This is a genomic window from Lysinibacillus sp. FSL K6-0232 (assembly GCF_038008325.1).
Lineage (GTDB): Bacteria > Bacillota > Bacilli > Bacillales_A > Planococcaceae > Lysinibacillus.
Genome location: NZ_JBBOYW010000001.1, coordinates 3,746,710 through 3,760,897, shown reverse-complemented (window position 1 = coordinate 3,760,897; position 14,188 = coordinate 3,746,710). Strand labels below are relative to the sequence as shown.

Genomic DNA, 14,188 nt, shown 5'->3' with positions numbered 1-14,188 from the left:
TTAAGTAGTTATTTTGCTGAATACGGGTATAAGTTTCTATGTAGAACATTAGTATTTTCGTTATAATAATCTTAATAATATGAAAATTTAGGGGGTTGGAAGCTATGAAAGAAGAGTTGAATCGTTTAAGGCCAAGGTTAATGGAGATTTTTACGCATTTACATGACCATCCAGAAATTAGCTGGCAGGAGATAGAAACAACCAATTATATATTCGATTTATTAACACAAGAAGGTTTTTCACCTAAACGCTTTAAAAATTCCACGGGGCTTTATGTTGATATTGGGCATGGAACACCAAAGGTAGGCTTACGAACAGATATCGACGCATTATGGCAGGAGGTGGATGGCGCTTTTCGTGCAAATCATTCCTGTGGACATGATGGACATATGACAATGGCTATAGGTACGTTATTACTTTTAAAAGAGCAAAAGCCATTATTGAATGGGACAATCCGTGTTATTTTCCAGCCTGCTGAAGAAAAGGGGACAGGGGCATTAGCTGTTTTAGAAGAGGGTGTTATTGATGATTTAGATTTTTTATTTGGTGTCCATGTAAGACCTGTTCATGAGCTGGAGGATGGTACATATTGTGCTGCGTTATATCACGGAGCCTCTCGCTTAATTGAAGGAGAAATTATTGGAGAGGATGCCCATGCTGCAAGACCACATCTTGGTGTCAATGCAATTGAAGTCGGTGCAACCATTATTGAAGATTTACGAACAATCCATACAGACCCGATGGTACCTGTATCTATTAAAATGACAAAATTTCAAGCTGGTGGCGAATCAGGAAATATTATTCCTGGGAATGCCGCATTTACGATTGATATACGCGCACAGCAAAATAGTGTGATGGACGATTTAGCACAAGGCGTAAAGCGTGTAATTGATTCCGCTAAGATTTTGCATAAGGTGCAAATTGATTCACGTACCGTAGCAAATATCGTAGCTGCTGAGGTGGATGCAAGTGCGCAATATATTATGGAGCAGGCAATTATACAGGCGGCAGGATTATCCAACCTGAGAAAGCCTGTCCACACACCGGGAGGAGAAGACTTTCATCATTACGCAGTGAAGCGTCCTCATTTAAAAACAACTATGCTAGGGTTAGGGTGTGGGTTAACGCCAGGGTTGCATCATCCAAAAATGAGATTTAAGCAGGCTAGGCTTGTTACAGGAGTTGAAATTTTAACGAAGGCTGTGCTGTTAGCATTAGAGGCAGGACATGCGAAGGAGGCGTCGGCATAATGTTAGAAAAAGTGCGTATTCATAAAATCATGACACCTGTAGAGATTGCAGAAGCACAAAAGTTAAATGCTGAAATTTGGGGAACACAGGCTATTCCCTCCCACCAATTATTAGCTGCGGTACAAAATGGCGGCTTGGTGCTTGGCGCTTATTTAGAAGAAAAGCTAATCGGCTTTAACTATTGCTTTGTTGGCTACCAAGATGGAGAAATGTATTTACATTCACACATGATTGGTGTGGAGAAAGCATATCGTGAACAAGGTGTAGGTGAGCTATTGAAGCACGCACAACAAGAATATGCAAAAGAACACGGTTTTCAGTTAATTCGTTGGTTAATTGAGCCACTAGAAGCACGTTTAGCAAATCTAGCATTTTTCAAGCTTAATACGGTTAGTTATCAATATGAAATGGATTATTATGGCGCATTGCAGGATGATTTTAATGAAGGACTGCCTTCAGATAGACTCGTTGTTGAATGGTGGATTGAGCGCAAACAAATGACGGATAGCTTGGATGAGCTAGAGGAAATTGCACAAGAAATTGTACCATGGTCATTAACCGTTGATGGCTTGCCTGTACTTGATGTTGATAATGCATTTCAGCTTCAACAATCCTTTTATAAGGATGCCTATTTATTGTCAATCCCTCAATATTTGCAAAAAATGAAAGTTGAAAGCCCTAAGCTTGCAGAGGATTGGCGCTATAAAGTACGAACAATTTTAACAACCTTATTTAAACAAAATTATGCCATTGTACGCATGAAAAAGCACCCTGAATATGTTCATAGCTATCTATTAGTCAGACGTTCCTTATTAGCTTTATAATGGGAGCGAGGAGTTGACGATTGTGAAATTAGAAGAAATCACATTACGGCACTTAAAGATGCCAATGAAAGCACCATTTACAACGAGTTTTGGTACAGTTGCTGAAAAGGAGCTGTTATTGATAGAGGCAAAAGATGCGTCAGGTGTAACAGGATGGGGAGAAACAGTTGCGTTTGTAGCACCTTGGTATACAGAGGAAACATTACAAACAACATGGCATATGCTCAAGGATTTTTTAATACCTATCTTGTTACATACAGAAATTAGGCATCCTGATGAGGTGTCTGCATTATTTGCATCTATTCGTCGAAACTGTATGGCAAAAGCTTCAATTGAAGGTGCTGTATGGGATATTTATGCTCAACAAACAAAGCAATCGCTTGCACAAGCGCTAGGTGGACAGAAGCAGCGTATTGAAGTAGGTATAAGTGTAGGCATTCAATCGTCTACCGCTAAATTAATCGAGCTAATAAAAGAGCATATGAATAGCGGCTATAAACGAGTGAAAATCAAAATAAAGCCAGGTTATGATATTGAGGTAGTACGAGCTATTCGCGCTGAACTACCAGACCTACCTTTAATGGTCGATGCCAATTCAGCCTATACATTAAATGATATTAATCTATTACAGCAGCTTGATGACTATCGTTTATTAATGATTGAACAGCCATTAGCGACTGATGATATTGTAGACCATGCGATATTACAGAGAAGTTTGCAAACGCCTGTTTGTCTTGATGAAAGTATTACATCTGTTGAAGATGCTCGAAAGGCCATTGAGCTTGGAAGCTGCGGTGTGATAAATATTAAAATTGGACGAGTAGGTGGCTTAACAGAAGCAAAGAGGATTCATGATTTATGCCAAAAGAACAATATTCCAGTGTGGTGTGGTGGTATGTTAGAGGCGGGCATCGGACGAGCGCATAATATTGCCCTAACATCGCTTAGTAATTTTGTTTTACCTGGAGATACTGCAGGTTCTAGTCATTATTGGTATGAGGATATTATTACGCCGGAAGTAAAGGTGATTGATGGTTATATTCATGTGCCACAATCAGTGGGCATTGGTTACACGCCTAATCAAGCTATTATTAATAAATTAACAATGAGTACAGAGGTTTATCGATAAATCAACCTTGCATCAGTATAAACGAGGAGAGAATTGTTTGAAAAAAAGCTTGCAAATCGGTGGTGCCTATGTAGGAATTATCGTTGGTGCAGGATTTGCTTCTGGACAGGAGATTATTCTGTATTTTACAAGCTTTGGTTTTAAAGGAATTTACGGTGCACTATTAGCGGCTGTCTGTTTTGCATTTGTCGGCATGTGCATTGCGCAAGTTAGCTCAAGATTACGTACAACATCACATAAGGATTTAATTTATCAAATTTGTGGGAATGGAATAGGCTTTATATTGGATTTTATATTATCTATTTTCTTATTCGGTGTGGCTGTAATTATGTTTGCCGGGGCAGGAGCGACCTTTCAACAAATGTTTGGGCTGCCTGCGTGGTTAGGAAGCATTTGCATGGTTGTCCTAACTCTAGCAACTGTTATGCTGAATGTAAAAAGCATTATTAATATCATTGCACTGGCAACACCATATTTGCTAGCGATTGTATCCATCATTGCGATCTATGCCATTGCTACAATGGAGCTTACCTTTGCGGAGCAGGCGGTTATTGCACAGCAAGCTCAAATTAGCATGAATAGCTGGTGGGTAACTGCCTTATTATATATGGCATTTAATATAGGGGTAAGTTTTTCACTTCTTACTGTGATGTGTGGAGCAGTTCGCAATGATAAGGTAGCTAGCATGGGTGGCATTATAGGTGGTATTTTGCTAGGTGCTTTAATTTTGCTTATTCACTTATCGTTACTTGCTAAAATGAATATCATTATTGGATTAGATATTCCGATGCTAGCATTAGCAAACGAAATTCATCCAATGGTTGGTCTGCTTATGACCATTGCCCTTTTAGGGATGATTTATAATACTGCCGTAGGGATGCTTTATTCATTTATCGTAAGATTTATAGAGCCTAGTAGACCAAACTTTAAACTGGCTGCTATTTTAATAGGTGGTCTAGGCTTTTTAGCAAGCCTAGTAGGTTTTACAACACTTGTTGCCAAGCTCTATGCAGTGATGGGTTATGTAGGGCTAGTATTAATCATATTTATTGTAGCCGCATGGTTAAGAGGTGTAAAAAGAGCTAGATAATGCTAAAAAGGTAGTTGAGAAAATTTATTTATTCTCAATTACCTTTTATTTTGGTTATTGAAAATGACAGATGTTTCTATGTTATAAGCTTAGAGCTAAGATAAAAACCTTGGCGGATGTACCGAAAGTATTAGCGACAGGTACAATTACGCTAGGGCGTAATTGATTGAACGTGAAAGAGGACAAAGCCAATATGAGTGTCAAAGCAGCAAGCTCCTTTCTCCGCAATAGCATGGAACTAGCTGTATTGAAATTTAGTCATTGCGAATAATAAATTAATTGAAGTAGAAAAAATAACGAAATTACAGAATTTTTGTCGTTCATACGAATTTTTCGGAAATTATCAAATAAAACGAGAATAATTCTCAATTGCTTGTTGACTGAGAATGAAAACATGCTTATAATGAGAATCGTGAGTAATGATAATCATTTTCACTAAAGGTGAATTACACACAAAAATGAAATCTACCGGGGATTACTATGAAAATAAGATATCTTTTAACAGCAACAATTGTGTTGTCTATTGTGTCACTATTTATCGGTGTAGCCGATATAAAACCAAGTGATCTATTAGACTTCCACTCAGAAGAAACTAGACTATTTTTAATTAGTCGTGTACCTCGGCTTGTGGCTATTTTGCTGGCAGGTGCGGGTATGAGTATTGCTGGTTTAATTATGCAAAGCTTAAGTAGGAATAAGTTCGTATCACCAACAACAGCAGGTACTTTAGATGCTACTCGATTAGGTGTTTTGATTTCGATGATGTTTTTTACAAATGTCACGTACTTTCAAAAAATTTCCTTCGCTTTCATATTTGCTTTAGCCGGCACATTATTATTTATGCAAATATTAAATCGAATTAAGTTTAAAGATGCGATCTTTATACCACTTATTGGCTTAATGTTTGGTAATATTTTATCGTCTGTTACAACATTTTTTGCGTATAAGGCGAATATTATCCAAAACATTTCTGCATGGTTACAAGGAGATTTCTCATTAATCATGAAAGGTCGTTATGAGTTACTATACATAAGTGTACCAGTGCTTATTTTAGCTTACATTTATGCAAATCGCTTTACAGTCGCTGGAATGGGGGAGGATTTTGCTAAAAACCTTGGGTTATCCTATAAATTTGTAGTGAATTTAGGGTTAGTGCTAGTAGCGCTTATCTCAACAACAGTGGTGTTGACAGTTGGTGTGATTCCATTTCTGGGCTTAATCATTCCAAATATTATTTCATTGTTTAGAGGCGACAATTTAGCAAAAACATTGCCACATACTGCATTGCTCGGCATGTCCTTCTTGTTATTCTGTGATATTTTAGGACGCGTGCTTATTTTCCCATATGAGATACCAATTAGTATGACGGTTGGTGTTATCGGAAGTGCTATCTTCCTATTCATGTTGTTTAGGGGGAGAGCATATGCGTAATCGTACAAAAATGTTTATTTTAGTGGGACTAGCAGTCGCATTCGTGTTACTGTATGTATTTTATCAATTAAACGGAAACTATCATTATGCATTTCCACGTCGCTTAATGAAAGTATTAGCAATGGGATTGACAGGCGTAGCTATTGCCTATTCAACAGTTGTTTTCCAAACGATTACACATAATCGTATTTTAACGCCAAGTGTTATGGGATTAGATTCTTTATATATGCTAATCCAAACACTAATCTATTTCTTCTTTGGCTCGATATCTATCTTGGTTATTAATGTGCACTACAATTTCTTAGTAGCGGTTTTTGCTATGGTTGTATTTGCGTTAATTTTCTACCGAGTATTGTTTAAAGAAGGCAAGCGCCCAATTCATTTTTTACTGCTTGTTGGTATGATTGTTGGTACATTTTTAGGTAGCATTACAACATTCCTTCAGGTGTTAATTGATCCTAATGAGTTTTTGGGCTTACAAAGTAAAATGTTTGCAAGCTTTAATAATGTCAATTCTGATTTAATTTGGCCAGCGGGTATTATTATTGTACTAACATTTATTTATGGCTGGCGTCATATGAATCAATTAGATGTTATGTCATTAGGGCGGGATACAGCGATTAATTTAGGTGTACCGTACGATAAACTAGTACAACGCATGTTAATTTTATCGTCTATCCTAATTGCTGTTTCCACAGCACTTGTTGGTCCGATTACATTCTTTGGTTTAATCGTTGCCAATCTATCATATCAATATTTTAAAACATACAAGCATTCCATATTAATTACAGGTGCCTGTGTGATGAGTATTATTGCTTTAGTCGGTGGACAATGGATGGTTGAACGAATTTTCAGCTTCAATACAACACTTAGCGTTATTATTAACTTTGTTGGTGGAGTATACTTCATTTACTTATTATTAAAGGAAAGTAGGTCATCAGGATGATTCAAGTCAAAGAGATTACAAAGTTTTTTGGGAAAAAACCTGTTGTTCAGGATGTAAGCGTTGATATTGCTTCTGGAAAGATTACCTCATTTATTGGACCAAATGGTGCAGGGAAATCGACACTACTTTCGATGGTAAGCCGATTATTAAATGCAGATACTGGTGAAGTGCTACTCGATAAGGCAGATGTGCGTCGTTGGAAATCAGATGATTTTGCAAAACGAGTATCTATTTTAAAGCAATCTAACTTTATGAATGTACGTTTAACGATTCGTGAGCTTGTATCGTTTGGACGTTTCCCATATTCAAAAGGCAATCTTAAACCAGAAGATGAAGAAAAGGTTGACGAAGCTATTCAATATATGAATTTACAAGAAATTCAACACAACTATTTAGATGAGTTATCGGGTGGTCAACGTCAACGTGCTTTTATTGCAATGGTTATTGCACAGGATACTGAATATATCTTACTGGATGAGCCGCTCAATAATTTAGATATGAAGCACTCTGTACAAATTATGAAAATTTTACGTAAGCTAGTTGATGAGCTAGGGAAAACAGTTGTTATTGTGTTACATGATATTAACTTTGCCTCTGTTTACTCAGATCAGATTGTGGCATTAAAGGATGGACGTGTTGTGAGAAATGGTCCTACAAATGACATTATTAACTCACATGCGTTAAAGGAAATCTATGATATGGATATTCCTGTTCAAGAGCAAAATGGCTGTAGAATTTGTGTTTATTTTAATTCTTAAAAATAGTAATAGATGGAATGAATATTCATTAACTATATAAAAGAAAAAGGAGAATTTTAAATGAAAAAGTGGAAATTACTTACGGTTTTAATGGCAATGATGCTATTAGTATTAGCTGCTTGTAGCTCAAAAGAAGGGGCAAAAGAAGAAGATAAAGGTGATTCAGCTGATAAACCAGCAGAAGAGCAAAATGAAGCATCTTCAGCATACCCACTTACAATTCCAGGTAGCACAATTGAAGGACGCGATGGTAGCACTACTTTTGAAGAAGTAACACTTGATGAAATTCCAGAAAAAGTGGTTGTGTTTGATAATGGCTTCCTAGATACTTTAGATGCTTTAGGCGTTGAACCTACTGCTGTTGTACAAGGCTCATTACCAAAGTATTTAAGTAAATTTGAAGATAGCAAATATGTAAACGCTGGTACATTATTTGAGCCTGATTATGAAAAATTATCTGAAATCGACCCAGATATTATTTTTATCTCTGGTCGTGCATCAGCAGCATATACTGAATTATCTAAAATTGCACCTACAGTATATGTTGGTGTAGATAATACAAACTTCTTAGAATCATTTAAAACAAATGTAGAATTAGCAGGTAAAATTTTCGGTAAAGAGCAAGAAGCAGCAGATGCACTTGCTGACTATGAAGCAAAAGTAGAAGAAGTGAAAGGTAAAGCCACTGCATCAGAAGAAAAAGCATTAATCGTTTTAGGTAGCGAAGGTTCATTATCTGTATTTGGTCCTGGTTCACGTTTCGGTGTTGTTCACGATGTATTTGGTGTAAAAGCTGTAGCTGAAGCTGATGGCTTTAAAATTGACTCACATGGTGATAACGCAAGCTTTGAATTTGTACGCGAGAAAAACCCTGATATTTTATTCGTAGTTGACCGTGATGCGGTAGTAAACGAAAATGGCGAATCTGCTACAAAGGATGCAATTGAAAATGAAATCGTAAGTGCAACAAATGCCATTAAAAATGGTAAAGTATTCTACCTAGACCCAGAGGTTTGGTACCTTTCTGGTGGTGGTTTACAATCAGAAGCACTAAAAGCTGACGATGTGTTAAAGGCGTTTAACTAATATGTTTGTACAAATTAAACGTATTGTTGTGACGGAAGGGAATTCGGACAAGGTTGTAGAGCGTTTTGGTGCTAAACCAGATGCTCCATCATTGCTTGAACAGCAGCCTGGCTTTATAGATAAGCAAGTGCTTGTAAAGAAAGTACGACGTGGCGATGAAGAAGTGCTTGTAATGGTTCGTTGGGAATCAGAGGAAGCATGGAAAAATTGGGAGAAGAGCCCTGAGCATATCGCTGGTCATAAGGCAAATGCAGGTAAGCCAAAGCCTGATCATGTAATTGAAAGTGGACAAGAAGTCTATTATGTAAAAGGTTAATAATAAAAAGATGTCTCAAATTATTTGAGGCATCTTTTTTATTATCTTAGTTCAGCAAATTCTTTTTGTATCGAAAGCGAAGCGCATCAGGAACAACCTGTAAAAAACGATTGGTGACACATCCAATCAGCAGGAGCTTTCACAAAGCTCCTGCTGATTGAAGGTTCACCTTATTTTAATGCTTTATCGATGCTTTCCTCCATCGATTACATGTTGCATCCATATTAAAGGAGATAGTGCTTTCATGAATTGATAACTCAGAAATATTTATATGATATGTTTCACTATCATTTTCTATATTGTTAGCGGCACCTTTCTCAAAGTCTAATCCTCTTGCGTTAATAATTGTATAATGCGGCGTTAAGTAAATGGTGGATGAATGGATATTTAGACCAAAATTTAATGGATTTACAGTGGACATTTTGGAGAAACTTTCGTTTGAGATTCTAGTAATGCCGTATTGTTCAAGGTAATAATCCCTCTTTTGTTGAAATGCTTCCTCAAACCCAGGAGTATCGCTAATAAAATTTGAAACAACTGAGATGTTTTTATAGGTTGCTAATGTTTCTTGATAGGCCTTTAACTCAGATTGAATAATGTTTTGTTCAATCTGTAATTGCCCATTTGTAGGCTTTTTAATTATAATTTCTTCTGCTGTAACAGAGATATTACAGGAGAAAGAAGTTGTAAGTATAAAAACATTTTCATGTATTCCATTTTTCATTATTAAACACTCCCAGTACAAAAGACTTTCATTTATCCTTCTATCTTTCTAATTTCTATGACGCTTGTATTAAGCGTAACATTAGCAAGAACGCCATTTCAATGGTGAATTCACGCCAATTTAATGGCGGTGTTTGCTACCACACCGCCAAATTTTTAGTAATTATTAACAAAAAAATGGCGTGGTTTGCAAGAATAACGCCATTTTTTGGCGGTCTGTACCTTTATGAAGGAAAAAAATGTAATTAAATGTATCTTATAATGATAAAGCTAGTATTATTTCCCACTAATATATATAATATTTATTAATAAAACAAAAGGGGGAGAGGACTATTGAAGGGGTTGGATAAACATATAAATGAATCATTAGACTTTCTGATTGACAATGAGGCATTGCTTAGTTATGAGCTGAAAACGCTATTAAAAAGCTTTAAAGAAGAAAAAATAGCTGTGGGCTTTTCATTTGGCAAGTTATGTTTCTGGCATTACGAAGCGTTTGTAGATAATGTGCATGAAGATATTTATAAGGTTGCTGCAGCAATTGAATTATTAATCTTATCATTTGATATTATTGATGATTTACAGGATAAGGATTCAGATTATAGCTGGAGCAAAATACCTGAGCTTTCGTTAAATGTTGCTCTAGCAATGCTAGTAATGGCATCAAAAGCAATAGAAGAAACATCCTTCGAACATAAAAGATCGGCGATTACTTTGCTTGAGGAGCATGCATTAGCAAGTATAAATGGTCAGCAATTAGATTTATTAAATAATTGCCGTGATGAAGATTCCTATATACAAATGATTACGCAAAAGTCAGGCTCTTTAACAGCAATGGGTTGTTTGATTGGGGAAATCCTTGCGAAAGGGGAAGTGTCGAAGGAAGTTCAGGAATACGGGAAATACATAGGAGTCATCCAACAAATTAAAAATGATATTCAAGGTTTGAAAAGTTGGGGGCCTAAGAATGATCTACTAAACAAAAGATATTCGTTACCGATTATTTATCTTTTATCACAAAAAAATGATGTTTCAAAATCAGTTGAGAACTATTATAATGATGATATAGTTACAGTTTTGGATAATAATGCAATAGAAGACGAATTGACAAATGGTGGAGCAATCCGCTATGCCATTACGATTAAAAATGTCTATAAATTTAAAGCATTAGAGAATCTTGAACGAGTAGCTATCAATGAGTTAGGTAAAGAATACCTACAAAAACTAATACGATGAGGAGAGATAAGTATGTTGAATGTAATTCAGTATTTAGAGCAAAATCCGAGCCTAGTAACGTTGTTAAAGGAACAGAAAGCCTCATTAATCGGAGTTTCATCTGTAGAGCAGCAGGCAATTTTAGAAGCGTTTAATGGTGAAATGAATACAGAAAGTGAAATTTGGAATTAAAAATTTTGTATCGTAAGTTGTTTTGGCCTGCTATAATTCTCTATTTGGTGATAGGTCTTTATCTCAATTATGTGAATTATAGCGCGCCTTATGTAGAAATAGAGGTAGAACAACAAGATGATAAATGGCTCGTATCTCAACTCTATTATAAAAAATGGGCAGAAAAACAAAATATATCCGTAGGTGATACAATTGTAACTGTAGATGGACGTCAAATGGATGATCTTAAACAGGTAAAGTATAAATCTAGGATATTATCTGCGAATAAATTAACAATTATGAAGCCAGATGGGGCTCTAATCCATATACATATTAAGCATTTAGATATCCCTCAGCAATTTATTTATATATTTATGATTCCAGCCTGTTATTTTATTTTAACATTGTTCGTGGCAATTTATTTACATGTTAAACAACGAAATACAGGATTAACAAATTTACTGATTCTTTTTATTTTAACAGTATCCATAGCTTATGTAAGCGGCGGTGCTTCGGGTAGATTGAATGGGGTTGGAATTATTGTTAATCGTAGTAGTATGCTGTTATGTTTAGTAATATTATTACATTTTTTAAGAAATTATTATTCATTTATGAAAACGAATTGGGCATTTACAAGTCATATTAAATTATTTTATATCTTGCCCTTGCTTGCTTTTATACTAGGGTGCATTGGTACAATTTATCCTGCTTCGAACAATATTCTTTCTTATGTTGTATTAGCATTTTTCTTTATTCTCCTTGTGATGATTCTTAGCATTTTATTGCTAAGCTATTTCAGATACAGTTCACCTCAGTTGAAAATTTTATTGAACAGTATATTAATACCGTTTCTACCATTTCTTTTTTTATATGTATTCCCTAAAATTCTATTCCATACGTATATACTTTCAACTGAGATTAGCGCATTGTTTTTATTGGCGATACCTTTTAGCTTTATTTTTACACAATTAGCAGAGCGATTATTTGACGTTGAGTATCATATTACAAGATTGCGCTATTACGTTATTTTTTCAATGATCTTCACATTATGGTTTACAGGTGGGCTGTACGTCATTGCAGGACGATATTTAACAATGTCTGCTGTATCAGGCTTTGCTCTTTTTACATTTTTATCATTGGTTGTGCTTTTTTATATAAAAGAAAAGGTTGATTATCGAAAACGGAAAATTTTATTTTCAACAAAAGGCGATTATATTCATCAACTCTATACAGCTGTTGATAAAATTGGGAAGACCATTAAAATTGATGAGCTTTTAGAGAAATTTGCACATGAAGTTTCTGTACATCTTGAATTAGATAATGTTTTTGTCTTAACGTATAATTATCACACAAATGAATTTACAACAAGAGTTGAAGAAAATATCATTATACAGTCTGAACTAATGGAAGAAATGCGACTAGGAGAAATTCGAAAGATTGATAAAGTTTATTTAGCCTATCTGCACCAAGATACACATTATAAAAGAGCTTTAGTGCTTGGACATAACAATACCATTCATTTAAAGGATGAGGAACTGCTATGGCTGGAGTTGCTGCTACTATATGTGAATAATTTTATTGAAAATACAAAAATGGTAGAAGAGCTATTAGAGGAATTAAAGCATATGAAGCAGGCTGATGATGGTCAACTACCTTGGCTAAATAAGCTATTATGGTTGCGATTTGAAGAGGAAAAGTACCAATTGGCGCAAGAGCTACATGATACTAATTTGCAGGAGCAGCTCCATATTGCACGAGAGGTAGATGTTTTAGTAAATACAAAAGATACAGAGGATATTCAGGAGCAGCTAGCAAAAATTCATCAGCAAATGGTTGCTTCTCTGCATGAGCTAAGAGTATATTGTGAAAATTTAAAGCCGCCATTACTAGATACATTAGGCTTAAATGCAGCGTTAGAAAAGTTAATAAGAAATGTTACAGAACGAGCTAACTTTATGTTAATCTACACGATAGATCGCCTTTATTTAGAGGATGAACGTATGAATTTAATGATTTATCGACTGTTTCAGGAATTGTTAAATAATGCATTAAAGCACTCCTATGCAACAATGGTTGATATCCATCTTAAAGAAAAAGATGATGGTTTTGAAATCCTTTATAAGGATGATGGTGTAGGTTGTAATGTGGAGGATATTATTGTTGCAGAGTCAATGGGGATTCGAGGAATGCAGGAGCGCGTAAAAGCATTTAATGGACAATTTTATATTGATTCCCATATTAATCAAGGGATGTCCATTCGAATTACTGTAAAAGAAGGGAGTGAAGCACTTGATTACGATGCTCATAGTGGATGATCACCCAATAGTATTAGAAGGAACTAAAAATCTATTTCAAGAAAATGAAGATATTATTATTGATACAGAAAGTGATGCAACAAATGTTATTCAAAGAATCAAAAGTAAACCATATGATATTTATTTAATTGATATCAATATGCCATTAGAAAACGGAATAAACTTAGCCCGTAATATAAAAGCTATTCAGTCAAATGCTTCAATTATCCTTTATACAGGTGATGATATTACAGATTATTATCACCTTATTTTAGAGAGAAAAATAGAAGGCATTTTGGCTAAGACGGCTTCTAAAGAGCAAATTATACGAACAGTAAGAGCAATCGCCAATGGTGAAATTGTGTTGCCAAATAATTTCTTAGATTTTTTAGATGATAAGTTTCAATTACAGAATGCTAAATTTGATATTCATTTGAATGAAAAAGAAAAGAAAATATTACGGCTAATTGCAGAAGGGCATACAAATAAAGCAATTGCCATTGAACTAAATATTCCTCAGCGAACAACTGAGCGATATTTAACACAGCTTTTTTCTTTGCTTAATGTAGATTCACGTACAGAAGCTGTAAATCTTGCTGAAAAAATGAATTTACTGTAAGCTAACTCTATGTTATAATATTGGTATATTTTTCAATTATAAGGGAGCGATTTGGGAATTATTTAACCCATATATTACCTTTAGTATATATTTCCTATATTATATGATAAAAAGCCTATAAAAAATTTTGACACCGCCAAAAAGTGGCGGTGTTTTTTATATGTCCGCCAAATCACGCCAAAAATTTGTGGAAAGAACGCCAAAAAATTGGCGTAAACCCGAAGTTGAAATGGTGGTATAACTACTGGTACGCTTAATTTAAGAGTGGTTAAGTAGATTTGCTATCAAGAGTAATAGACAAATAATTTCTTTAAAACAAGCAACCTGATTATCTAT

The 14,188-nt window shown here is 35.2% G+C and carries 14 protein-coding genes; 13 read left to right on the top strand and 1 reads right to left on the bottom strand.

Translation table 11 applies throughout. The features are described 5' to 3' along the window. Positions 1 to 104: 104 nt before the first annotated feature. From MHB42_RS18470 to MHB42_RS18430, 9 genes are all read left to right on the top strand, one after another. Complete coding sequence (locus MHB42_RS18470; RefSeq protein WP_340807987.1) at positions 105 to 1,250, top strand: M20 peptidase aminoacylase family protein; 1,146 nt, start codon at positions 105 to 107, stop codon at positions 1,248 to 1,250. After that, complete coding sequence (locus MHB42_RS18465) at positions 1,250 to 2,074, top strand: GNAT family N-acetyltransferase (protein ID WP_340807986.1); 825 nt, start codon at positions 1,250 to 1,252, stop codon at positions 2,072 to 2,074. Before MHB42_RS18470 ends, MHB42_RS18465 begins: the two co-directional genes overlap by 1 nt. Positions 2,075 to 2,096: 22 nt before the next feature. Continuing rightward, positions 2,097 to 3,203 (top strand): o-succinylbenzoate synthase, encoded by a 1,107-nt coding sequence (menC, locus tag MHB42_RS18460; RefSeq protein WP_340807985.1) that lies wholly within the window; start codon positions 2,097 to 2,099, stop codon positions 3,201 to 3,203. Between the two features lie 37 nt (positions 3,204 to 3,240). Further along, positions 3,241 to 4,293, top strand: coding sequence for a YkvI family membrane protein (locus MHB42_RS18455; RefSeq protein ID WP_340807983.1), 1,053 nt, complete (start codon positions 3,241 to 3,243; stop codon positions 4,291 to 4,293). Between the two features lie 480 nt (positions 4,294 to 4,773). Next, complete coding sequence (locus MHB42_RS18450) at positions 4,774 to 5,724, top strand: ABC transporter permease (protein ID WP_340807981.1); 951 nt, start codon at positions 4,774 to 4,776, stop codon at positions 5,722 to 5,724. Continuing rightward, on the top strand, positions 5,717 to 6,670 hold the full coding sequence (locus MHB42_RS18445) for an iron chelate uptake ABC transporter family permease subunit (RefSeq protein WP_340807980.1): 954 nt from the start codon (positions 5,717 to 5,719) through the stop codon (positions 6,668 to 6,670). The genes MHB42_RS18450 and MHB42_RS18445 overlap by 8 nt, the downstream gene beginning before the upstream one ends. Continuing rightward, positions 6,667 to 7,428: an iron ABC transporter ATP-binding protein gene (locus MHB42_RS18440; protein ID WP_340807978.1), complete on the top strand. Its 762-nt coding sequence runs from the start codon at positions 6,667 to 6,669 to the stop codon at positions 7,426 to 7,428. The genes MHB42_RS18445 and MHB42_RS18440 overlap by 4 nt, the downstream gene beginning before the upstream one ends. 60 nt (positions 7,429 to 7,488) lie before the next feature. Further along, positions 7,489 to 8,514: a siderophore ABC transporter substrate-binding protein gene (locus MHB42_RS18435; protein WP_340807976.1), complete on the top strand. Its 1,026-nt coding sequence runs from the start codon at positions 7,489 to 7,491 to the stop codon at positions 8,512 to 8,514. A gap of 1 nt (position 8,515) precedes the next feature. Next, positions 8,516 to 8,830, top strand: a complete 315-nt coding sequence (locus tag MHB42_RS18430) for an antibiotic biosynthesis monooxygenase family protein (protein WP_340807975.1) — start codon at positions 8,516 to 8,518, stop codon at positions 8,828 to 8,830. 175 nt (positions 8,831 to 9,005) lie between these two features. On the opposite strand, the gene MHB42_RS18425 is transcribed toward MHB42_RS18430, so the two are convergent. Further along, positions 9,006 to 9,554: a hypothetical protein gene (locus MHB42_RS18425; protein WP_340807974.1), complete on the bottom strand. Its 549-nt coding sequence runs from the start codon at positions 9,552 to 9,554 to the stop codon at positions 9,006 to 9,008. 341 nt (positions 9,555 to 9,895) lie between these two features. Here MHB42_RS18425 and MHB42_RS18420 point away from each other — a divergent pair, with 341 nt between their 5' ends. From MHB42_RS18420 to MHB42_RS18405, 4 genes are all read left to right on the top strand, one after another. Next, positions 9,896 to 10,789: a polyprenyl synthetase family protein gene (locus MHB42_RS18420; protein ID WP_340807972.1), complete on the top strand. Its 894-nt coding sequence runs from the start codon at positions 9,896 to 9,898 to the stop codon at positions 10,787 to 10,789. Between the two features lie 12 nt (positions 10,790 to 10,801). Next, positions 10,802 to 10,960: a competence pheromone ComX gene (gene comX, locus MHB42_RS18415; protein WP_340807970.1), complete on the top strand. Its 159-nt coding sequence runs from the start codon at positions 10,802 to 10,804 to the stop codon at positions 10,958 to 10,960. A gap of 71 nt (positions 10,961 to 11,031) precedes the next feature. Then, positions 11,032 to 13,254, top strand: a complete 2,223-nt coding sequence (locus MHB42_RS18410; RefSeq protein WP_340807969.1) for an ATP-binding protein — start codon at positions 11,032 to 11,034, stop codon at positions 13,252 to 13,254. Next, positions 13,238 to 13,852: a response regulator transcription factor gene (locus MHB42_RS18405; protein WP_340808639.1), complete on the top strand. Its 615-nt coding sequence runs from the start codon at positions 13,238 to 13,240 to the stop codon at positions 13,850 to 13,852. Before MHB42_RS18410 ends, MHB42_RS18405 begins: the two co-directional genes overlap by 17 nt. The last annotated feature ends 336 nt before the right edge of the window (positions 13,853 to 14,188 follow it).